17 protein-coding genes are annotated in these 20,986 nt (G+C 71.2%); 9 read left to right on the top strand and 8 right to left on the bottom strand.

The annotated features are described in order from the left end of the window. Window positions 1-135: 135 nt before the first annotated feature. Genes AC6EXY_RS28940 through AC6EXY_RS28925 form a run of 4 tightly spaced genes read right to left on the bottom strand, consistent with a single transcriptional unit; the run spans window position 136 to window position 3,666 of the window. Entirely contained in the window at window positions 136-1,032 is an 897-nt protein-coding gene (locus AC6EXY_RS28940) for an enoyl-CoA hydratase (protein ID WP_101836465.1), read from the bottom strand. Then, window positions 1,025-1,894 (bottom strand): enoyl-CoA hydratase-related protein, encoded by an 870-nt coding sequence (locus tag AC6EXY_RS28935; RefSeq protein WP_101836464.1) that lies wholly within the window; start codon window positions 1,892-1,894, stop codon window positions 1,025-1,027. The genes AC6EXY_RS28940 and AC6EXY_RS28935 overlap by 8 nt, the downstream gene beginning before the upstream one ends. Further along, window positions 1,895-3,091, bottom strand: a complete 1,197-nt coding sequence (locus tag AC6EXY_RS28930) for a CaiB/BaiF CoA transferase family protein (RefSeq protein ID WP_101836463.1) — start codon at window positions 3,089-3,091, stop codon at window positions 1,895-1,897. It abuts the gene before it with no gap. Continuing rightward, window positions 3,091-3,666 carry a PaaI family thioesterase gene (locus AC6EXY_RS28925; protein WP_499818539.1) on the bottom strand — a complete coding sequence of 192 codons (576 nt, stop codon included), beginning with the start codon at window positions 3,664-3,666 and terminating at the stop codon, window positions 3,091-3,093. Before AC6EXY_RS28925 ends, AC6EXY_RS28930 begins: the two co-directional genes overlap by 1 nt. 303 nt (window positions 3,667-3,969) lie before the next feature. On the opposite strand from AC6EXY_RS28925, the gene AC6EXY_RS28920 reads away from it, so the two are divergent. Continuing rightward, window positions 3,970-5,121 carry an acyl-CoA dehydrogenase family protein gene (locus tag AC6EXY_RS28920; RefSeq protein WP_101836462.1) on the top strand — a complete coding sequence of 384 codons (1,152 nt, stop codon included), beginning with the start codon at window positions 3,970-3,972 and terminating at the stop codon, window positions 5,119-5,121. A gap of 70 nt (window positions 5,122-5,191) precedes the next feature. On the opposite strand, the gene AC6EXY_RS28915 is transcribed toward AC6EXY_RS28920, so the two are convergent. Beyond that, window positions 5,192-6,304, bottom strand: a complete 1,113-nt coding sequence (locus AC6EXY_RS28915; protein WP_101836461.1) for an acyl-CoA dehydrogenase family protein — start codon at window positions 6,302-6,304, stop codon at window positions 5,192-5,194. Between the two features lie 179 nt (window positions 6,305-6,483). Between AC6EXY_RS28915 and AC6EXY_RS28910 the strand changes: the two genes are divergently transcribed. Together AC6EXY_RS28910 and AC6EXY_RS28905 are read left to right on the top strand one after the other, a co-directional pair. Continuing rightward, entirely contained in the window at window positions 6,484-6,900 is a 417-nt protein-coding gene (locus AC6EXY_RS28910) for a nuclear transport factor 2 family protein (RefSeq protein ID WP_101836460.1), read from the top strand. Window positions 6,901-7,007: 107 nt separating this feature from the next. Next, window positions 7,008-8,072, top strand: coding sequence for an HpcH/HpaI aldolase/citrate lyase family protein (locus tag AC6EXY_RS28905; RefSeq protein ID WP_101836459.1), 1,065 nt, complete (start codon window positions 7,008-7,010; stop codon window positions 8,070-8,072). A gap of 128 nt (window positions 8,073-8,200) precedes the next feature. Here AC6EXY_RS28905 and AC6EXY_RS28900 read toward each other — a convergent pair whose 3' ends face one another. From AC6EXY_RS28900 to AC6EXY_RS28890, 3 genes are all read right to left on the bottom strand, one after another. Next, window positions 8,201-9,457, bottom strand: a complete 1,257-nt coding sequence (locus tag AC6EXY_RS28900; protein ID WP_101836458.1) for an ABC transporter substrate-binding protein — start codon at window positions 9,455-9,457, stop codon at window positions 8,201-8,203. Window positions 9,458-9,565: 108 nt separating this feature from the next. Beyond that, window positions 9,566-12,346 carry an ABC transporter permease subunit gene (locus tag AC6EXY_RS28895; RefSeq protein ID WP_499818540.1) on the bottom strand — a complete coding sequence of 927 codons (2,781 nt, stop codon included), beginning with the start codon at window positions 12,344-12,346 and terminating at the stop codon, window positions 9,566-9,568. Between the two features lie 6 nt (window positions 12,347-12,352). Beyond that, window positions 12,353-13,999: a class I adenylate-forming enzyme family protein gene (locus AC6EXY_RS28890; RefSeq protein ID WP_499818541.1), complete on the bottom strand. Its 1,647-nt coding sequence runs from the start codon at window positions 13,997-13,999 to the stop codon at window positions 12,353-12,355. A gap of 783 nt (window positions 14,000-14,782) precedes the next feature. Here AC6EXY_RS28890 and AC6EXY_RS28885 point away from each other — a divergent pair. The 6 genes from AC6EXY_RS28885 (at window position 14,783) to AC6EXY_RS28860 (ending at window position 20,912) form a co-directional block, all read left to right on the top strand. Further along, complete coding sequence (locus tag AC6EXY_RS28885; protein WP_165818708.1) at window positions 14,783-15,367, top strand: TetR/AcrR family transcriptional regulator; 585 nt, start codon at window positions 14,783-14,785, stop codon at window positions 15,365-15,367. A gap of 120 nt (window positions 15,368-15,487) precedes the next feature. Next, complete coding sequence (locus AC6EXY_RS28880; protein WP_101836454.1) at window positions 15,488-16,867, top strand: aromatic ring-hydroxylating oxygenase subunit alpha; 1,380 nt, start codon at window positions 15,488-15,490, stop codon at window positions 16,865-16,867. Further along, window positions 16,864-18,693, top strand: a complete 1,830-nt coding sequence (locus AC6EXY_RS28875; protein WP_499818542.1) for an FAD-binding protein — start codon at window positions 16,864-16,866, stop codon at window positions 18,691-18,693. Before AC6EXY_RS28880 ends, AC6EXY_RS28875 begins: the two co-directional genes overlap by 4 nt. Next, window positions 18,686-19,678 carry a thiamine pyrophosphate-dependent dehydrogenase E1 component subunit alpha gene (locus AC6EXY_RS28870; RefSeq protein WP_499818543.1) on the top strand — a complete coding sequence of 331 codons (993 nt, stop codon included), beginning with the start codon at window positions 18,686-18,688 and terminating at the stop codon, window positions 19,676-19,678. The genes AC6EXY_RS28875 and AC6EXY_RS28870 overlap by 8 nt, the downstream gene beginning before the upstream one ends. Next, on the top strand, window positions 19,675-20,670 hold the full coding sequence (locus AC6EXY_RS28865; RefSeq protein WP_243408185.1) for an alpha-ketoacid dehydrogenase subunit beta: 996 nt from the start codon (window positions 19,675-19,677) through the stop codon (window positions 20,668-20,670). Before AC6EXY_RS28870 ends, AC6EXY_RS28865 begins: the two co-directional genes overlap by 4 nt. Next, a complete protein-coding gene (locus AC6EXY_RS28860) occupies window positions 20,667-20,912 on the top strand; it encodes a lipoyl domain-containing protein (protein WP_207770613.1) in 246 nt (81 codons plus the stop codon). Before AC6EXY_RS28865 ends, AC6EXY_RS28860 begins: the two co-directional genes overlap by 4 nt. Window positions 20,913-20,986 lie beyond the last annotated feature (74 nt).

Here is a 20,986-nt window from a genome sequence, read left to right as displayed (position 1 = left end):
CACAACACCATCCACGCCACCCGACCCGACGGCACCCCCATCACCACCACACCACCCACCCTCACCACCCACGACCTCGACGCACTCATCCGCAACCTCGACGAAGAAGGCGAAGAAGGAGGCTAGGTCGGGGACCTACGGGCGGTCGGCGCGGGCGGGCTGGATGGCAGGGGCGTTGCGCCAGTCGTCGAGGCCGTACTCGACCGTGCCGACGGGGATCTTGCCGCCGGTGATCTCGCTCCAGTGGGCGTGGTTGAGCTGGTGCAGGGTGAAGCAGGCGTCGAGGGCGGTGGAGAAGCCCATGGCGTCCTGGGTCTGGTTCACCGACTCCTTGACCAGCAGCGCTGCCATGGTGGGGACCTTCGCGATGCGGCGGGCGAACTCGACGGTGCGCTCGGAGATCTCGTCGGCCCCGAAGACCTTGCTGACCATGCCGAGCGCGTGCGCCTCGGTGGCGCCGAGCGAGTCGCCGGTGAGCAGCAGTTCCTTGGCGCGGCGGGGGCCGAACTCCCACGGGTGGGCGAAGTACTCGACGCCGCACATGCCCAGGCGGGTGGCGACCACGTCGGCGAAGACGGTGTCCTCGGCGGCGACGATGAGGTCGCAGCACCAGGCCAGCATCAGGCCGGCGGACAGCACGTTGCCGTGCACCTGGGCGATGGTGATCTTGCGCAGGTCGCGCCAGCGGCGGGTGTTGTGGAAGTAGTAGTGCCACTCCTGGCGGGTGCGGGCCTCGGCGCCGGGCATTGTGGCGCCGTTGCACAGGTAGGTGGGGTGCTGGTCGGGGCCGGGCTCGCGCTCGCTGATGCTCTCCGGGGTGCCCATGTCGTGACCGGCGGAGAACGACGCGCCGGCGCCGCGCAGGATCACCACGCGGACGGTGTCGTCCGTCTCGGCGCGTTCGAAGGCCTGGCCGAGCTCAACGAGCATGCCGCGGTTCTGCGCGTTGCGGGACTGCGGGCGGTCGAGGGTGATGCGGGCGACCCGGCCGTCCTCGAGTGTCTCGTAGCTGAGGTAGCGGTAGTCACTCATCGGCGTTCCACCAGGGATAGAAGTCGGGTAGGTCGTCAGCGAGGCGCTGGGTGAACCGGGGCGGGCGTTTCTCGCGGAACGCGGTGATGCCCTCGGTGGTGTCGGGGGAGCCGGTGACGGCGCGCAGCGCCAGGGACTCCAGCCGGTTCGCCGCGCGCGGGTGGTCGGCCTCCAGCAGCTTCCACATGAGCTGGCGGGTCAGCGCGACGGCGACGGGGGCGGCGTTCTCGGCGATCTCGCGGGCCAGCGCCTGAGCGGCGGGCAGCACCTCGGCGGCGGGCAGGACGCGGGAGACGAGCCCGGCGCGCAGCGCCTCGTCCGGGCCGAACAGCCGGCCCGAGGTGGCCCACTCGACGGCGGTGGCGATGCCGACGACCCGTGGCAGGAAGAAGTTCGCGCACGACTCGGGGACGATGCCGCGCCGGGTGAACGGAAGGCCCAGCTTGGCGCCCTCGGCGACGATGCGCACGTCCATCGGCAGGGTCATGGTGATGCCGATGCCGACGGCGGTGCCGTTCATCGCGGCGATGACCGGCTTGGGCAGGTCGTAGATGATCTCAGCGAGGATGCCGCCGACGTCGCGGGTGCCGCCGCGCAGCGGCTTGAAGTCGTCGGCGGTGGCGTTGTAGCCGTCACGGGAGGCGAGGTCGGTGCCGGCGGAGAAGTAGCGCCCGGCACCGGTGACGACGACCGCGCGCACCTCCTCGTCCTCGCCGGCGTGGCGGAACGCGTCGATCAGCTCGTCGAGCACCCGGTAGGTGACGGTGTTGCGCTGCTCGGGTCGGTTGATCGTCAGGGTGAGTACACGGTCGGTGAGCTCGTACCGGATGTCCTGGTAGGTGCTGGTGTCCTGACAGGTCACTCAGACCACCCCGTCCGCGTGGAGGTCGGCGATGGCGTCGGTGGGCAGGCCGAGCTCGGCCAGCAGGGTGTCGGTGTGCTCGCCGAGGCGGGGGACGGCGCCCATCGGGGACGTCCAGTTCGGCGTGATCGGCGGGGGTAGCGGGGCGCGCCACGGACCGGCGGGGGTGGCGACCTCGCGCCAGCGGTCCCGGGCGGTGAGGTGCTCGTGGTCGATGACGTCCTGCACGTCGTTGAGCCGGGAGTTGCCGAGGCCGGCGGCGTCGAGCACCTCCTGGGCCTTGTCGATCGAGACGGTCGTCGTCCAGTCGCGGATCGCCTCGTCGAGGGCGGGGCGCAGGCGGACCCGGTCGTCGTTGTGCGCGTAGGCCGGGTCGTCGGCGAGGTCGTCGCGGCCGAGCACCGTGCGGGCCAGGCGCTGCCATTCGCCGTCGTTGGTGGTGCCGAGGACGACGGTGTAGCCGTCCGCGGTCGGGTAGGCGCCGTAGGGGGAGACGGCGGGGGAGCTGACGCCGTTGGGGTCGGGCGTCTCGCCGGTGCCCATGGTGATGTTCATGGCGTAGCTCATCCACTCGACGACCGTGTCGAACAGGCTGACGCCGATCGCGGCGCCGCGGCCTGTCGTGGTGCGCGCGTGCAGTGCGGCGAGGACCGAGGTCACGGTGTACATACCGGCGCCGATGTCGGCCAGCGGGATGCCGGGCTTGGCGCGGGTCTGCGCCGTGCCGGTGATGGCGCACGAGCCGCCCTCCGACTGCACGAGCAGGTCGTAGGCGCGCTTGTGGGACAGCGGGCCGCCGTCGCCGTAGCCGGAGATGTCGACGGCGACGACGCGTGGGAAGCGGGCGACGAGCTGCTCGGCGCTGAAGCCGTAGCGCGCCGCCGCGCCCGGGGCGAGGTTCTGGACGACGACGTCGGCGCGGGCGAACAGCCGCTCCAGCACGTCCGCGCCGCGGGGGTCGCGGAAGTTGAGGCTGAGCGACTCCTTGCCCCGGTTGAGCCAGACGAAGTGGGCGGCGAGTTCGCCGAGGACGGCGCGGTCGTAGTCGCGGGCGAAGTCGCCGCCGCGCGGGTTCTCGACCTTGATGACCCGGGCGCCGAGGTCGGCGAGCTGCCGGGTGGCCATCGGGGCGGCCACGGCCTGCTCCAGGCCGACGACCACGAGGTCGCGCAGGGGCAGGCCGGCGGGGCTGGACATCACTGGGCTCCCTGGGCAGCATCGCCGTTCTGGGCAGCGTCGCCGTTCTGGGCAGCGTCGCCGTTCTGGGCAGCATCGCCGTTCTGGGCGGCATCGACGCTGGCGAGCCAGGCGCGGTGGCGGGCGAAGTGGCCGGGGTCACGGCTGACCATGACCGCGCTCGCGGTGGCGAGCACCGTGCGGCTGGGCAGGAGCAGGAGCTCGCCCTTGACGTACCGGCGGTGGCCCTCCTGGTGGTCGAGCCAGGTCCGGCCGAGCAGCGGGCGGCCGACCGGGACCGGCTTGACGTAGGTCACGGCGAGCTGACCGGTCACGGCGAGCTCGCCGCGCAGGATCATGACGTGGCCGAGCATCTCGTCGAACGCACCGGCGGTCCACCCGCCGTGCGCGACGTCGGGGCCGCCCTCGTTCTCCGGGCCGCAGACCAGCTCCGTCACGACGACGCCGTCCGGGCCAAGGGTCTCGCTGGTCAGGCCCAGCCGGCAGTGGCCGAGCCGGCGGCAGGCACCGCACAGCCCGACGCCGTTCGGGCCGATGCGCTCGAGGTTCGACCCCAGCCAGTCCTCGTCTGCCAACGCCTCTCCTCTGTCCGGTCCTCTGTCCGGTGGCCCGGCTCACATTGCTGTGACCTGGCCCGCGCCGGTCCTCCTCAATAAACCAGAGGTGCCCGCCTTGCGCGCTCGTCGTCACGGTTGGGCTGTTCTTGTCACTCCAGCTTGGCCATGCAAACATCTAAATGATGACTGCGCGGGGGATGACTGCGCGGGGATCGTGCGACGTCGGACGCACTCCCGCGGGCGTACGCTCACGCGCCTGCACCACGATGCGCTCCCACCACGAGGACGGGCCGGGACCTGGCCCAGGATCTGGACGAGGACATGGATTTCGGACTGACTGACGAGCAGCGCCTGTTGCAGCAGACGGCGCGGGAGTTCGTGTCGAAGGTGTGTCCCCCGGAGCAGGCCAAGGAGTGGGACGAGGCCGGTGTCTACCCGGTCGAGCTGTTCACGCAGATGGGGGACATGGGCTGGCTGTCGCTGCCGTTCCCCGAGTCGATCGGCGGCGCCGACGGTAGCATCGTCGACCTGTGTGTGCTCATCGAGCAGCTGGGCCGGGCCAGCCTCGACATCGCCATGTGCTTCGCGGGGACGTTCATCCCGGGCCTCACCCTGTTCAAGTGGGGGACGCCGGAGCAGCACGAGCGGTACCTGCCCGGGATGATGGAGGGCCGCAACCGCTTCGCGATGGCGATGAGCGAGCCGGACGTCGGCTCGGACGTGGCCGCGCTGCGCACCTCCGCGGTCGATGACGGCGACCACTTCATCGTCAACGGCCAGAAGGCGTGGTGCACCGGCGCGGGCCTGCCCGGTGTGATCATGGCGACGTACGTGCGGACGGACCCGACCGCGCCGAAGCACAAGGGCATGTCGCTGCTGCTGATCGACCCGGCGTCGCCGGGCGTCGAGATCCGCCGTACGCCGACGTTGGCCCGGCACATCCTCGGTACCAACGAGGTGTTCCTCACCGACGTGCGGGTGCCCAAGGAGAACCTCGTCGGCCCGCTGAACGGGGCCTGGAAGGTCATGCTCTCCGGCCTGGACGTCGAGAAGATCCTGATGAGTGCCGCCTACACCGGCACGGCGCAGTCGACCATCGACGAGGCACTGGCCTACTCGCTGGAGCGGGAGGCGTTCGGCCGGCCGATCGGCACGTTCCAGTCGCTGGCGCACGGGCTCGCCGACCTGCAGACCGAGATCGACGCGGCGCGGCTGCTGTCGTTCCGGGCGGCCAGCATGCTCAGCGCCGGCGAGCCGTGCACCCGTGAGGGCGCGATGGCGAAGCTCAAGTGTTCGGAGACGTATGTCGCCGCCGCCCGCCTGGGTATGCAGGTCCTCGCCGGCCACGGCTTCTCGACCGAGAGCGTGATGAGTTTCCGCTGGCGGGAGTCGATCGTGGCGACGATTTCCGGTGGCACCAGCCAGATCCAGCGCAACGCGATCGCCCGCAGCATGGGCCTGCGCTCGTACTGAGCAGCCAGGACGCCGAACGGCGAGCTCCCCGTGAAGGGGGCTCGCCGTTCGTGCGTCGGGGGCGCGGCAGCTAGATGCCGATGTGCTGGGCGACGAGTTCGCGGTGCAGGGCCGGGTCGCCGAACAGGAGCTGGCTGGCCTTGGCCCGCTTGAAGTACAGGTGGGCGGGGTGCTCCCAGGTGAAGCCGATGCCACCGTGGACCTGGATGTTGCTGGTGGTGCACTGGTAGTAGGCGTCCGAGCAGCAGGCCTTGGCGATCGAGGAGACCAGCGGGAACTCGTCGGAGTCGGTGGCGCCGGCCCACAGCGCGTAGTACGCGGCGGAGCGGGCGGCCTCGAGCTGGACGAGCATGTCGGCGCAGATGTGCTTGATCGCCTGGAAGGAGCCGATCGGCCGGCCGAACTGCTCGCGGATCTTCGCGTACTCGGCGGCCATCTCGACGGTGCGCGCGGCGCCGCCGACCTGCTCGGCGGCCAGCGCCGTGGCGGCGACCCGCAGGACCTTCTCGACCGTCGGCCACGCGTCGCCGCTGCCGAGCCGGCGCGCCGGGGTGCCGGCGAACTCCAGCCGGGCCCACTTGCGGGTCTGGTCCATGGTGGGCAGCAGGGCGCGGGTGAGACCGGCGGCGTCCGCGTCGACGAGGAACAGCCCGATCTCGTCGCCGGTGACGGCCACGACGATGAGCAGGTCGGCGGTGTGCCCGTCGACGACGAACGTCTTGACCCCGTCGAGCGTCCAGGTGTCACCCCCACCCTGGGCGGCGGACACCGTGACGCCCTCGCGGTCCCAGCGGCCGGACTCCTCGGTGAGCGCGAGGGTGGAGATCAGGGTGCCCTCGGCGATCTGCGGCAGGTACTTCGCGGCAGCGGCCTCGTCACCCGCGGTGAGCAGGGTGGTGGTGGCCAGCACGACGGTGGACAGGTACGGCGCGCACAGCAGGGTGCGCCCGGCCTCCTCCAGGACGACGCCGACCTCGAGCAGGCCGTAGCCGGCGCCACCGAGCTCCTCCGGGATCGCGAGGCCGAGCAGGCCGATCTCGGCGAACTGGCTCCACAGCTTGCGGTCGAAGCCCTCGTCGGTGGCCATCAGACGGCGCACGTCGGTCTCGGTGGACAGGTCGGTGAGGACGTCCGCGACGGTGCGTCGGAGCTCCTCCTGCTCTTCGGTGAACGCGAAGTCCATGGGGCGCCCCTCAACCTCTGTCCGTGCGCCGCACGGGCGCGAAATTATAGATTAATCAATTGTACAATTATGCCGGGCCTGGCGGGTGGCGGGTGGCGGGACGGGATCGCTAGAACTGTAGGACGGCGACAGTGGTCGGCTCAACGGGTCGGTCGCGGGACGGACGGGACGGGGCAACGATGCTCACAGTCGAGGACCAGCTGGCGATCCGGCGTCTCGCCGACCTGTACGGCTACCTGATCGACGAGCGGATCTTCTCCCGCGTCGACGAGGTTTTCACCGCCGACGTTCGCTACGACGTCACCGACTTCGGCGGTCCGGTCCTGCACGGGATTCCCGCCGTCGTCGACTACTGGCGGGGGTCGGACGAGCACCCGCTTGCGCATCACGCGGTGAACGTGCTGATGGACGAGCGGGCCGACGGCTTTGGTGACGGCCCGGTGGACGTCGTCGTGAAGGGGCTCGGGGTCGGGCCGCGAGGGCGGGTCGGCAGCGTCACCTACTACGACGTCGCCGTGCGCAGGCCGGACGGCTGGCGGTTGTCGTCGCGCCGTGCTGTGCTGCGGCGACCGGACCGGATTCCCGCCGAGTCCTGACGTCTTCGGGCGGTCACTAGGAGTGATCGAACTGGGCGCGTGCGCGGGGGTGAGCTGGTAAAGTCCCACGCCGTCGACAGCCAGGTCCGGCTCCCGGGAGACGCCACATGCGCAGTGCCAAGGACTTCTTCGCTCCCCTTGCCGTGGGAGCTCCCACTCCGCCGCGTGACATCCCGTGGCGGCCCTCGCGTGTGATCCACTTCTTCGACCCGAGCAACGAGAAGATGGCCGCCAAGCTGCCGGGCCTCATTCCCCGCGTCGACGTGCTGCTCGGGAACCTGGAGGACGGCGTCCGCGCCGACAACAAGATCGCCGCCCGGGAGGGCCTGGTCAAGGTCGCCGAGGGCAACGACTTCGGCGAGACGCAGTTCTGGGTCCGGGTGAACAGCATCGACTCGCCCTGGGGGCTGGACGACCTGCTCACCCTGGTGCCGGCGATCGGCGCGAAGCTCGACGTCATCATGCTGCCCAAGGTGCAGGGCGCCGAGGACATCCACTACATCGACAGGCTGCTCGCCCAGCTTGAGGCGAAGGCGGGCCTGACCCGGCCGATCCTCGTGCACGCGATCCTGGAGACCGCCCGCGGCGTCGGCAACGTCGAGGAGATCTGCGCGGCGAGCCCGCGGATGCAGGGACTCTCGCTCGGGCCCGCGGACCTGGCCGCCGACCGGCGGATGAAGACCACCCGGGTTGGCGGCGGCCACCCGGGCTACCTTGTCCGCCAGGACCCGAACCCGGACGCGCCGGACGCCGTGCGCGCCACCTTCCAGCAGGACCCCTGGCACTACACCTTGGCCCGGATGGTCGACGCCTGCGTGGCGCACGGGATCATGCCCTACTACGGGCCGTTCGGCGACATCGCCGACGTCACGGCCTGCGAGGACCAGTTCCGCAACGCCTTCCTGCTCGGCGCGGTCGGCGCCTGGTCGCTGCACCCGGTGCAGATCGACATCGCGAAGAAGGTCTTCAGCCCCGAGGTCAAGGATGTCGAGTGGGCGAAGAAGGTCGTCGACGCGATGGGTGACGGCACCGGTGCCGTGATGGTCAACGGCACCATGCAGGACGACGCCTCGGTGAAGCAGTGCCGGGTCATCCTGGATCTCGCCCGCCGGCTCGCCGCCCGCGACGCGGACCTCGCCGCCGCCTACGGCCTGGCCGGCCCGGCTGCCTGAGTCCACGCCCGCGACGTGAGAAAGGCCCGCGACGTGAGAAAGGCGGGTGGGCCGCTGTCCCGGGCGGCCCACCCGCCTCGTCATTCGGTCTGGATCAGTACCGGGTCTGGATCAGTACCGGGTCTGGATCAGTTCAGCACCTTGCTGACGTCCACCGGGTCCGGGTAGGCGAGCACGGGCACGCCGTCCTTCACCTTGACCAGGTAGACCTCCGGGGCGGAGACCCGCGTGTTGACCTTGTCGACCGAGGCGCTCGGCGTCCACGGCGGCACCACACCGAGTTCGAGGTTCTTCGCGGCGTCGAGCTGGGCGCGCAGGCCGGCGGCGTCGATCGTCTTGGCCGACTTCAGCAGGGTGGCGATGGCGTTCACCGACGGCCACGCCAGCAGGGCGGTGCCGAACATCTTGCCGGGCTCGGCGTCCTTGTCGCCCGCGGCGATCTCGGCATCGAGGTCCGCCTTCATGGCCTTGACCTGCGGGTTCTTGTCGGCGTAGGACGTCGGGATCACGCTCGATCCGTGGATGATGCCCTTGGTGATGTCCTCGCTGAACTCCTTGTAGTCATTGGGCTTGAGGTTCCCGGAGTTCATCAGCCAGGACAGGTGCAGCCCGCTCTGGTCCGCGGCGCGCAGCGTCTGGACGGCACCCTGCTCGGTGAGGGCGATCATCGCGCTGTCCGCCCCGCTGCGCTGGATGGCCGCGATCAGCGGCGCGTAGTCGGCGGTGGTCGGCGGGAGCTTCTGCTGGCCGACGACCTGCATGCCGAGCTTGGCCGCCGCGCCCGACATCGCGGCCAGGAACGGCCCGGACGGCGCGTTGTCGGTGGTGACCAGGTAGACCTTCTTCTTGCCTTCCTTCTGCGCGCCGATCAGCGCCGCCGCGTAGGGGTAGTTGAGGCCGCCGTCGAGCAGGTACGAGGTGGACGCCTGGTACTCCGCCGGCACCAGGGCGCCGAGACCGACCTGCGGGATGCCCGCCTGTTCGAAGATCTGGACGGTCTGCGCGCCGCCCTGGGGGGCGATCGACTTGACGGTGGCGATGACCCCGTCACTGACGAGTTGCCGCGCACACGCCGCGGCCTTGTTCGGGTCGAACTCGGGGTTGCAGTACACCAGCTCCAGCGGCCGGCCGTTGACGCCGCCCCGGGTGTTCACACCGCGCACCGCGGCCCGCGCGGCCGCGACGTAGTCCGGGGTGTTGAAGACGGCGTTGTTGGTCGGCGCGTACATGCCGATCTTGATTGGCGCGCCGGACAGCTTGCCGGTGGGGTTGGCGATCGCGGCCGAGTTGCTGGAGCCACCGCCCCCACTGCTGCCGCACGCGGCCAGGACGACAGCGCCCGCTAACAGCGAGGACGCGAGAGCGGTCAGTCTTCGGGATCTCATTCGTGCTCCTTGTGTGCATGACGCGACCCGGCGGGAACGTCGAGGGCGCCGGACTGGGGGACGTGACGTCGTCACCCAGGTCTGTGGTGTGGCGGCGGTGAGGCGCGGTCAGGCCGGCGCCGCCACCGCGTGGGTGTCGGGCTCGGGGTCGGCCTCGCCCAGGTAGGCGGCGCGGACGGCCGGGTCACGGCTGACCCGCTCGGGAGGCCCGACCGCGATGCGGCGGCCGAACTCGACCACGGTGATCTCGTCGCAGACGGCCATGACCACCGACATGTCATGCTCGACGAGCAGGATGCCGATGCCCCAGTCGTCCGCCAGGTGCCGGACCAGCCGGCCGAGGTGGGCGCTCTCGGTCTCGTCCAGGCCCGCCGCCGGCTCGTCGAGCAGCAGCACCGACGGCCCGCTGGCCAGGGCGCGGACGATCGCGACGAGGCGCCGCTTGCCGTAGGGCAGCTGCCCGGCCGGCTCGTCGAGGAAGTCCAGCAGGTCGAACTCGCGCAGCGCGTCGATCGCGGACGGCGGCAGCTCCTGGCGGGCGGGGCGCACCAGGTCGCGCAGACCGCCGAGCGCCGGGCGGGCGTGGTCGGCGGCGAGCAGGTTCTCCCGCACGGTCAGGTCCTCGAACAGCTCCAGCGACTGGAACGAGCGCGCCACCCCGGCCAGCGAGCGCCGGTAGACGGGCTTGTCGTCGAGGCGGAGCTCGCCGAGGTGGACCGAGCCGGTGGACCGGGTGAAGCCGCTGACGGCGTCGATGACCGACGTCTTGCCTGCGCCGTTCGGGCCGATCAGCCCGTGCACCTGACCGGGCTGGACGGTCAGGTCCAGGTCGTCGACGGCGACGACCGCGCCGTAGCGGACGGTCAGGCCGGTGACGACGAGGTTCTCCCGCCGCCGGGTGGGCGCGTGCGCCGCCGGGCCGGCGGCCGACTCCGCCGTGGTCTGCGCTGTGGTCTGTGCTGTGGTCTGTGCTGTGGTCTGCATCGCGGCGTCGGCCTTGTCGGTCGCGCCGGGGGCGGGGCGGCGGGACGAGCGCAGGCGGGCGGTGATCCGGTGGAAGGTGTGCTGGTTGTGCGACGCCATGCCGTTGGCGTCCTGCACCAGCAGGCCGATGAGGATCACGCCGCCGATGAGGACCAGCCAGGACTGGATCGCGCCCAGGTAGTCGGTCAGCAGGCTGCCGACGCCGCCGGTGGACAGCGTGGAGCCGTACAGCGGGCCGGACAGGTAGCCGACGCCGCCGACCACCGCCAGGGTGATCGAGGTGATCGAGTTCAGCGGGTCGAAGCTGACGTCGTAGGTGATCGTCGACGCGGTGAACGCGAGCAGCGTGCCGGCGAGGCCCGCGAGTGCCGCGGACAGCGTGAACGCGTACATCTTCGCGCGGAACACGTTGACGCCGAGGGCGGCCGCGGCCCGCTCGTTGGTCCGCACCGCGAGCAGCCGGCGGCCGGAGGCGCTGCGGCGCAGGTTGCTGACGATGGCCAGCGACGCGAGCAGCCAGATCACCGCGAACACCGCGTAGTGGCCGGGCTGGCTGATGGCGTCGAGCCTGACGCCGAAGAACCGCTGCGTGCCGACGACGGTGCCGTTCGAGCCGCCGGTGTACTTCGAGTTGTTGAACAGCACGGCCTGCACCGCGGAGCCGAGGCCGAGCGTGACCACGGCGAGGTTCACCCCGCGGGTGCGCAGTGCCGGCAGGGCGAACACCGCGCCCACGACGGCCGCGCCGACGATGCCCGCGAGCAGGGCTAGTTCGAAGGGCCAGCCGGCGGCGGCGACCAGGCGCCCGGAGAAGTAGGCGCCGATGCCCGCGAAGGTGAACTGCGCCAGGGAGAGCTGGCCGGCGTAGCCGGTCAGGACCACGACGGACAGCAGGATGATCGAGATGACGCAGCTGTAGGTGACGACGGCGTTCCAGTCCGCGTTGAGGACCGCGAGCGAGAGCACCGCGACCGCGACCGCGACCGGCAGCACGATCGGCCAGCGCACCCGCCCGCTGCTGACCTGCGGTCGGTGCTCGACCAGCGAGCTGCGCAGCGGCAGGCCACGGCCGCGCACGACCATCACCAGCATGATCATCAGGAAGGGTGCGGCCTGCGAGATGCCCTGCTGGTTGACGTAGCGGTTGAGCTCGCTCTGCGCGATGCCGAGGGCGACGCCGCCGAGCAGCGCCAGCGGGAACGAGGTGAACGAGGCGAACAGCGCCACCGCCATCGCCACGATGACCAGGCCCGTCAGCGTGGTGACCTGCAGGCCGGTCAGCGGGACGATCAGGATGCCGGCGAAGGCGGCGAGCGCGCCGCCCAGTGCCCAGTTCAGCGCCGCGATGAGGTCCGGCGACCAGCCGAGGCTCGCCAGCGCCCGCTGGTTCTCCGCCATCGCGCGGGTCGCGAGCCCCAGGCGGGTGAGCCGGAAGACGGCGGTGAGGATGACGGTGAGCACCACCGCGATCCCCAGCAGCCACAGCCGGTCCCGGGCCACCGAGACCGAGCCGAAGTCGACGATCGTGTGGGGCAGGAAGGTGTTCACCGTGCGCGGCTCGGAACCGAAGATCAGGTTTGCCGCCGCCTCCAGGATGACCATCACGCCGAGGGTCGCGATGACCCGGGCGAGCGGGGAGGCGGTGCGCAGCGGCCGCATGATCAGCAGATGGATGACCGCGCCGAGCGCGCCGCCCAGCAGCACGGCGGCGATCGCCGCCGTGGGCTGGGACCAGCCGTAGTTACGGATCAGATCGTCGTAGCAGAACGCGCCCGACATGGCGATCGAGCCGTGCGCGAAGTTGACGACGCCGGAGCCGCGGTAGACGAGGACGAGGCCCTGGGCGAGCAGCGCGTAGACGGCGCCGACGCCGAGGCCGAGCAGGGCGAACCGGATGACCTCCACGGCCGCTCAACCGCCTAACGGGGCGTCGGACGACGCGGTCAGCTGGTCGCGCAGCACGTTTTTGCGGATCTTCTGCGATGCGGTCATCGGGAAGCTCTCCACCACTCTCCAGATCACGGGAACCTTGAACGGGGCGAGGACCTGCCGGGCGTAGCCCCGCAGCTCCTGGTCGTCCAGCCGGGCCCCGTCGGCCGGCCGGACGAAGGCCGCGACCTGTTCCCCCCAGGTCGGGTCAGGGGTGCCGACGACGGCGATCTCGGCGATGCCGGGATGGCCGAGCAGTGCCTCCTCGACCTCGCGGGGGTAGATGTTCTCCCCGCCCCGAATGATCACCTCGCGGGCGCGGCCGTGAAAGGTGATCAGGCCGCGGTCGTCCATCGCCGCGAGGTCGCCGGTGTGCATCCAGCCCTCGGTGTCGAAGACCTCGTCGTCGGTGGCCAGGCCGTCCATGTAGCCGGTCATGGTGAGCCGGGAGCGGGTGCACAGCTCGCCCACCTCGCCGAGTTCGGCGATCTCGCCGGCGGAGCCTTCGACCCGGGTGCCCAGCCGCTGGATGCAGACCTCGCGCTGGGGCAGCGGGCGGCCGATCGTGGCCGCCTTGTCGTCGGAGGAGTCGTGCAGGCCCGTCTGGGAGATCGACACCGACTCCGACTGGCCGTAGCCGATCAGGACGGTGGCGCCGAGTATCTTCTCCAGCTCGCGGATCAGCGCCGACGGGACGGACGCGCCGCCGCCCATCATCGTGCGCAGCGAACTCAGGTCGGCCGAGGGGAAGTCGGGGTTGTCGATCAGGCGCTGCAGCACGGTCGCCACGAACCCGGTGTGGGTCGCCCGTGTGCGCACGAGCAGGCGCAGCACATCGCCCGCGGTGGGTCGCGGCACGACGACGTAGGTGCCGCGCACGGCGAGCGCACCGAGCACGAGCGAGATCGACCCGCCCACATGGTGCAACGGCAGCGCCGTGCACCACACCTCGTGGTCGCTGGGTTCGAGGGCCAGGGCGGAGTACCGGGCGCTGTTGAACGCCGCGAGATGAGTGATCACCGCGCCCTTGGGGCGGCCGGTCGTCCCCGAGGTGAACTGCACCAGGAACGGGTCCTCTGGGCGCACCACCGGCAGCGTCGGTGTCGGGTCATCCGGTCCTGGTCCCGGCGCCGGCTGGGCGAGCAGCGCCGCTCCCCAGGGCTCCAGCTCGACGATGTCGCGCAGCTGCGGCAGCCGGGGGTGCAGGTCGGTGGCGCGCTCCAGCAGCGGCTTGCCCGCCGAGTCCGGCACCGTGAACAGCAGGGCCGCCCCCGAGTGACTCAGCAGGTACTCGGCCTCGGGGTCGACGAGCGCGGGGTTGAGCGGGGCGAGCACGGTGCCGGCGAGGGCGCTGGCGTACTCGAGGATGAACCAGACGAGGCTGTTCGGCGCCCACACCGCCACCCGATCTCCCGGCGACGTGCGCGCCACGAGCCAGGTGGCTCCCCTGGTGGCCACGGCGTACAGCTGTGACCAGGTCAGGCTCCGCAGGTCGTCGCCCACCTCCCAGAGCACCGCGAGGTCATCGCCGGCCGTGGTCGCCAGCTCGGCGAGGATCTCGCCGATGCTCCGCTCGTCGAGCTCAGGTTCAAGATCGGCAGACCAGTAGGCCTTGCGCGCGATCAGCACGCGGTCCCTCCGTTCGCCCGGTCGGATTCGCGAGGGTCGTGCGGGCCGTCGACGACGATCCTCGCGTTACGTGATGTGGGCCATAAAGTTAGATAATTTGGCTGCGTTGTCAAGCGTTCCCCGGTTGGCGGTGACGTCGCGCACTCTGGCACCGACGACGACGCCGTCGATCGAGCGATTCGTTCCGGAAACCGTCCGTGTAGGACCGGCTCCGGATCCGTCTCGGTCCGCGGGTTGTCCGATTCGCCGCCGGTAGCAGCGATCTGTCCTGAAAATCCCTTTCTCCGACTGAGCGGATGATCGGGCTGCTGTCGATCACGAGCCCGGCATCGGCGCGGGCGGCGGACCTCCGGCGGTGATCGTCCCAGGTGATCGTGATGATGTCCTGGCGGTGGGCCGTGCAATTCGCCGGGCGCGCTGATTCATGCGAAGGCGGGCCGGTTGTCGCCGCGGCGCTAATAGGGGAGACCTGTCTGGTCCCGGCCGGGTGTCGGAACCGGGTGTGGCGGGCAGTCGGCTCGTCGCGGCCCCGGAACGGCGTTCTCGCCCGTCAGGGTCGACGTCGAACGAGGAGATCGGCGGCGGGAATCCTGATTCCGCCGAAGTCGCGCAACGCGTTCCGTCGATATTGGCCGGGGGTCCGCCACCGTTTTCCGGGAACGTTTCGCGTTCGGTGTCCGCGGCGGCTCGTGGCCGGTTCCGGGTGCGGTGCTGCCGTAGCCTGAGGTGATGGGGGACCTGCCGGGGCACGGCGGCTCAGCGCAGAGGCGCAGCAGTGCCACGGTGCGGTCCGCGGTGCTCGCGGCCGCGCGGCAGGTCTTCGACGAGCACGGCTTCGCCGGCGCCCGGACCCGGGAGATCGCCAGCCGGGCCAAGGTGACCGAGCAGATGATGTTCCGTCACTACCCGAGCAAGGCGGACCTGTTCGAGCAGGCCGTCGCCATCCCGTTTGGCGCCGTGGTCAGCGACTACCTGCGGGACTTCGAGCGGGGTCTCGCCGAGGACCTGCCACCCGAGGACCTCGGCCGCCTCTACGTCAGCCGCCTGTACGCGTTCATGCGGGAGCACCGGCGGCAGATTCTGGCGCTCATCGCGGCGGAGTCGCACAGCCCCGGCATGTTCCAGGACCGGCGCCGGCTGCTGGACGGCTTCTACCGCGTCCTCGAACCGGCGGTGGACCGGGGGGTCGCGCACGAGGGCACCACGGCGGTGAACGCCCGGCTGATCGTCCGGCTGACCTTCGGCATGGTCCTGTCGGCGGCGGTGCTCGACGAGAGCATCCTCGACCTCCGCCCTGATCAGGACTCCGAGCAGATCGTCGAGGAACTCACCGCCTACGTCCTCGCGGGCGTGCTGCGCCGCCCCTAGAGCTGGATCTTCCGTCCGTGCGGTGTGACGCTTGACACTGCATGTGATGAGCAAGAGAGTGGCACTCTCTTGGTCCGTCGACTGATCAGCCCGCCGCCGGGCTGAGGTTGGGTGCGTCGCATGACGATCAGCAGCCCCGAGGACGTCGCCTTAGGTACCGCCGCCGACAGCGCGCGCACGCCATCCGCGCCGCCGACGGTCGTGGCGAAGGACGTGTACATCGATCCGGCCTACGTCGCACTCGAGAAGGAGCGGCTGTGGCCGCGGGTGTGGCAGGTGGCCTGCCGGGAGGAGGAGATCGAGGCCCCCGGCAGCTACGTCACCTTCGAGGTGGCCGACGAGTCGATCATCGTGACCCGTCAGCGGGATGGCTCGATCCGTGCCTTCTACAACGCCTGCCAGCACCGCGGCCGCAGGCTCACCGAGGGCTGTGGCGTCGCAGGCCACTTCTACTGCCAGTACCACGGCTGGCGCTGGAACCTCGACGGCAGCCTGCGCGAGGCCGTCGACCGCGGTGATTGGGGCGACAGCGTCACCGACCAGGAGCTGCGGCTCAAGGAGCCGCTCGTCGACACCTGGGCCGGGTTCGTCTTCATCAACATGGACCCGAACGCCGAGCCGCTGCTCGACTACCTGCATCCGCTGCCCGAGATCTTCGACCCGTTCGAGTTCCACACCTTCCGCTACCGCTGGTACAAGTCCGTCGTCCTCCCGGCCAACTGGAAGACCTGCCTGGAGGCGTTCAACGAGGGCTACCACGTCCAGACGACGCACCCGCAGCTGCTGCGCTACAACGACGACCAGACCTACAGCGTCGCGCACGGGCGGCACGGGATGTTCGGCGGCGCCGACGACAACCGCCCGCTCGGCGCCCCCTCCCGGCGCCTCGACCTGCCCGTCCCGGAGGGCTTCGACTACCGCGACGGCGTCGTCAGGTTCGTCGAGATGATGGAGGAGACGCTCGGCGCGATCTGGACGCCCCGTGACCTCGCGGCGGCGAAGCGGATGGCGGCGGAGCTGCCCGACGGCACCGACCCGTACCGGGTCCTCGGCACGATGATGCTGTTCGCCGCCGAGTCCGCGATGGCCGACGGCGCCGGCTGGCCGAACCTCACCCCGGAGAACTTCGTCCGGGCCGGGCAGGACTGGCACATCTTCCCGAACCTGATCGTGCTGCCCTACCCGGACGGCGCGCTGTGGTACCGGTCGCGGCCGAACGGCGACGACCCGGACAGCTGCATCTACGACATCTGGTCGCTCGCCCGCTACCCGAAGGGCGAGGAGCCGCCGCTACGGCGCGAGTTCTACCAGGACTGGCACGACTCCGACGAGTGGGGCCTGATCCTCACCCAGGACTTCCGCAACATGGCCGCCGTCCAGCAGGGCATGAAGTCCCGAGGGTTCGCCGGGCCGCGCCCCAGCCCCCGGCAGGAACAGGCGATCGCCAACTTCCACCGGGTCCTGCAGGAGTACCTCGCGATGAGGCCGGTGACGGCGTGAGCGACGCGGACTGGGACGACGCGGGCTGGGATGTCGTCACCGACCTGCTCCTCGTGGGCAGCGGCGGCGGGGCGCTGTGTGCGGCGCTCGCCGCCCGCGCGGCCGGCGACCAGGTGCTGGTGCTGGAGAAGACCGACCAGATCGGCGGCTCGACGGCGATGTCCGGCGGGGTGCTGTGGCTGCCGAACAACCCGGTCTCCCGGGCGGCCGGCGTGAGCGACAGCCGCGAGGACGCGCTGCGCTACTTCGCGTCGGTGGTCGGCGACGCGGGCCCGTCGACGTCACCGGCGCGGGTCGACGCGTTTCTCGACGCGATCGAGCCGATGGTGACGTTCCTGTCCGGCTATGACCTGCGGTTCCGGCACTGCGAGGGCTACTCGGACTACTACGACGACCGCCCTGGCGGCAAGGCCCGCGGCAGGTCGCTGGAGACCGACCTGTTCGACTGCACCGAACTCGGCCCCTGGCGGGACAAGCTGCGGATCAGCGAGGGCATGCCGCCGGTGCCGATGTACACCGGCGAGGTCGCCACCGGCACGATGCCGACGACCGCTGCCGGCGCCCGCACGGCGGCGCGCGTCGCCGGCCGGTTCGCCCGGGCCACCCTGACCCGCCGGCAGGTTCGTGGCAGCGGTGCCGCACTGCAGGGCCGGATGCTGCGCGCGCTGCTGCGGGCGGAGGTCCCGGTCTGGACGTCCACGCCCGCCGTCGACCTGATCGTCGAGGGCGGCGAGGGCGGTGCGGGTGGCGAGGTCGGTGCGGGTGGCGAGGTCGTCGGCGTCGTCGCGGAGCGTGATGGACGGCGGATCCGGGTGCGGGCGCGGGCCGGTGTGCTGCTGGACGTCGGCGGGTTCTCGCACAACGCGCGGATGCGCGACCAGTACGGCCGCGCGCCGGCGTCGACCGCGTGGACCAGCGCGAATCCGGGCGACACCGGTGAGATGATCACCGCGGCGATGCGGCACGGCGCCGCCGTGGACCTGATGGACGAGGCGTGGTGGATCCCGTCGTCGGTGCTGCCCGACGGCAAGCCGCAGTTCGCCGTCTACGAGCGCAGCAAGCCGTTCGCGATCCTGGTGGACGAAAGCGGCGCCCGGTTCACCAACGAGGCGGCCTCCTACATGGAGGTCGGGCAGGCGATGTACGAGCGCAACGCCACCGTGCCCGCCGTGCCCAGCTGGTGGATCATGGACTCGCGCAACCGCCGCAGCTACGTCTGGGGGACGACGCCCGGCGGCATCAACCCCAAGGAATGGCTGCGCAGCGGCTACCTGAAGAAGGCCGACACGATCGGCGAGCTCGCCCGCCAGTGCGGTATCGACCCCGCCGGCCTCGAGGCGACGGTGGAGCGATTCAACCGCCACGCGGCCGAGGGGCGCGACCCCGAGTTCCACAAGGGCGAGCGGGCCTACGACCGGTACTACGGTGATCCGCGCGTGCAGCCCAACCCGTGCGTGGGGCCGGTCGAGCGGGCCCCGTTCTACGCCGTCGCGCTGTACCCGGGAGACGTCGGCACCTGCGGCGGGCTGCTGACCGACGAGCACGCCCGGGTGCTGTCCACCGACGGCGCGCCCATCGCGGGGCTGTACGCGGCCGGTAACTGCACGGCGTCGGTGGTGGGCCGCACCTACCCCGGGGCCGGGGCGAGCATCGGCGCGTCGTTCGTGTTCGGCTGGCTCGGTGCCCACCACGCCCACGCCCGCGCGCGCCGTCGCGGCGACGCGGATACGGCCGTCGGCGGGGCGGCGGTGCCGAACGGCGTCGGCCCGACCGACCTGCCCGCCGCCTCCGGCGTCGCCAGTGCACGAAAGGGAGACCATGGCTGATTCCGACCGAACCTCGCTGCTGTCGGTGTACCGCACGGCCGCGTTGATCAAGGCCGCGGACGAGAAGCTGCGTGGTCTGCTCACCTCCGGGGAGCTGGCGGTGGCCTACTACTCGCCGCGCGGCCAGGAGGTGCTGGCCGCGGCGACATCGGCCCACCTGGACGCGCAGGACTACCTTGTCACCACCTACCGCGGCATCCACGACCAGATCGCCAAGGGCGCACCGCTGGACCTGCTGTTCGCCGAGATCTTCGGCAGGGTGACCGGCACCTGCAAGGGCAAGGGCGGCCCGATGCACGTCACCCACCCGTCGACCGGCGTGATGGTGACCACCGGGATCGTCGGCAGCGGCCTGCCGATCGCCGTCGGGCTCGCGACGTCCTCGTCGATCCGCGGGGACGGCCGGGTGACCGTCGTCTGCTTCGGTGATGGCGCCAGCAACATCGGCGCCTTCCACGAGGCGCTGAACCTCGCGGCCGTGTGGAAGCTGCCCGTCGTCTTCGTCTGCCAGAACAACCTGTACGCCGAGTCCACCCGGTACGCCGACGGCACGTCGGCGGCGCGCATCGCCGACCGGGCGGTCGGCTACGGCATCCCCGGCGAGCGCGTCGACGGCAACGACGCCGCCGCCACACTCGACGTGGTCGGCCGCGCCGTCGCGCGGGCCCGTGCCGGCGAGGGCCCCACCCTGGTGGAGGCCGTCACCTACCGCTTCATGGGCCACTACTTCGGCGACCCGGGCGTGTACATGGACGCCGACGAGTACGCGGCCGCCCTCGCCCGTGACCCGGTGCCCGCCCTGCGCGCGCGCCTGATCGCCGACGGGGTCGCCGACGAGGCCACCCTGGCCGACATCGAGGCCGAGGCCACCGCGAAGGTCGAGGCCGCGGCGGCGTTCGCGGCCGACAGTCCGCTTCCCGGCGTCGCCGAGCTGACCAGCGACGTGTACCGCGAAGCCGTGTACCACGAGGAGGTGCCGGCGTGAGCGCGGCGTCCGCCCGGAAGATCACGTTCCAGCAGGCGTACAACGAGGCCCTCGACGAGGCGATGGCCGCGGACGACTCGGTGTTCGTCCTCGGCGAGGACGTCGGCGACAAGGAGGGCGGCGGCACCTTCAAGGTGACGTCCGGACTGTCCACGAAGTACGGCACCAGCCGGGTGCGCACCACCCCCATCAGCGAGCAGGCGATCATCGGAACCGCCGTCGGCGCCGCCGTCGCGGGCATGCGCCCGGTCGCCGAGATCATGCTGATGAACTTCATCACCCTGGGGCTGGACCAGCTCGTCAACCACGCGGCCAAGCTGCGGTACATGTCCGGCGGCCAGACCGGCGTGCCGCTGACCGTGCGCACCGCGACCGGCGCCGGCGGTGGGTTCGGCGGGCAGCACTCGGACATGCTCGAGGCGTGGCTCGCGCACGTCCCCGGCCTCAAGGTCGTCGTCCCCTCCTCGCCGGCGGACGCGAAGGGCCTGCTGCTGTCGAGCATCTTCGACGACGACCCCTGCGTGGTCATCGAGCACACCCAGATGTACTGGTCCAAGGGCCCGGCGCCGGAGCCCGGGGTGCGCATCCCGCTCGGCCGCGCGCACATCGCCCGGCCCGGCCGGGACATCTCCGTGATCGCCTACGGGCGGCCGGTCGGCGAGGTGCTCGCCCTCGCCGACCGCCTCGCCGGCGACGGCATCGAGGTCGAGGTCGTCGACCTGCGCACCATCAGCCCGCTGGACGAGCGGACCGTGCTGGAGTCCGTCGCCCGCACCCGGCGCGCGGTGATCGTGCACGAGGCCGTCGGCCAGTTCGGGGTAGGCGCGGAGATCTCCGCCCGGATCGGCGAGGAGCTGCACGGCGACCTCGCGTCACCGGTCGTCCGGGTCACCTCGGCCAACACGCCGGTGCCGTTCTCCCCGGCGCTGGAATCGCGCTACCTCTACCAGATCCCCGACGTCGAGTCCGCCATCCGGAAGGCCTGTCAGTGAACCTGCGCATCACCGTCAAAATGCCCAAGCTCGCGGTGTCGATGCAGGACGGCACCCTCTCGGAGTGGCTCGTCGCGGACGGCTCCGAGGTGAAGGAGGGCGAACCGCTCTACGTCGTGGAGACGGACAAGGCGGCGCAGGAGGTGCCCTCTCCGGCGACCGGCACCATCCGCCTGATCGCCACCACCGGCGAGGACTACGACGTCGGCGCTCCCATCGCGGAGATCATCTTCACGGCGTGAGCGGGCATCCGGCCGGGCGGCGGGCCGCCGGCGACGCTTAGGCTGGCCCGGCGGGCGGGAGCGGGTTGGCGGTT

This window comes from Frankia sp. RB5 (assembly GCF_059816245.1).
Note: the sequence above shows the minus strand (reverse complement) of the source record. Positions and strands in the feature narration are given on the sequence as shown.

Excerpts from the sequence above, each read along its gene's own strand:
- AC6EXY_RS28870 (WP_499818543.1), top strand. The coding sequence starts at position 18,686 with ATGGCTGATTCCGACCGAACCTCGCTGCTGTCGGTGTACCGCACGGCC.
- AC6EXY_RS28900 (WP_101836458.1), bottom strand. The coding sequence starts at position 9,457 with ATGAGATCCCGAAGACTGACCGCTCTCGCGTCCTCGCTGTTAGCGGGC.
- AC6EXY_RS28915 (WP_101836461.1), bottom strand. The coding sequence starts at position 6,304 with ATGGACTTCGCGTTCACCGAAGAGCAGGAGGAGCTCCGACGCACCGTC.
- AC6EXY_RS28910 (WP_101836460.1), top strand. The coding sequence starts at position 6,484 with ATGCTCACAGTCGAGGACCAGCTGGCGATCCGGCGTCTCGCCGACCTG.
- AC6EXY_RS28930 (WP_101836463.1), bottom strand. The coding sequence starts at position 3,091 with ATGTCCAGCCCCGCCGGCCTGCCCCTGCGCGACCTCGTGGTCGTCGGC.
- AC6EXY_RS28920 (WP_101836462.1), top strand. The coding sequence starts at position 3,970 with ATGGATTTCGGACTGACTGACGAGCAGCGCCTGTTGCAGCAGACGGCG.
- AC6EXY_RS28940 (WP_101836465.1), bottom strand. The coding sequence starts at position 1,032 with ATGAGTGACTACCGCTACCTCAGCTACGAGACACTCGAGGACGGCCGG.
- AC6EXY_RS28880 (WP_101836454.1), top strand. The coding sequence starts at position 15,488 with ATGACGATCAGCAGCCCCGAGGACGTCGCCTTAGGTACCGCCGCCGAC.
- AC6EXY_RS28905 (WP_101836459.1), top strand. The coding sequence starts at position 7,008 with ATGCGCAGTGCCAAGGACTTCTTCGCTCCCCTTGCCGTGGGAGCTCCC.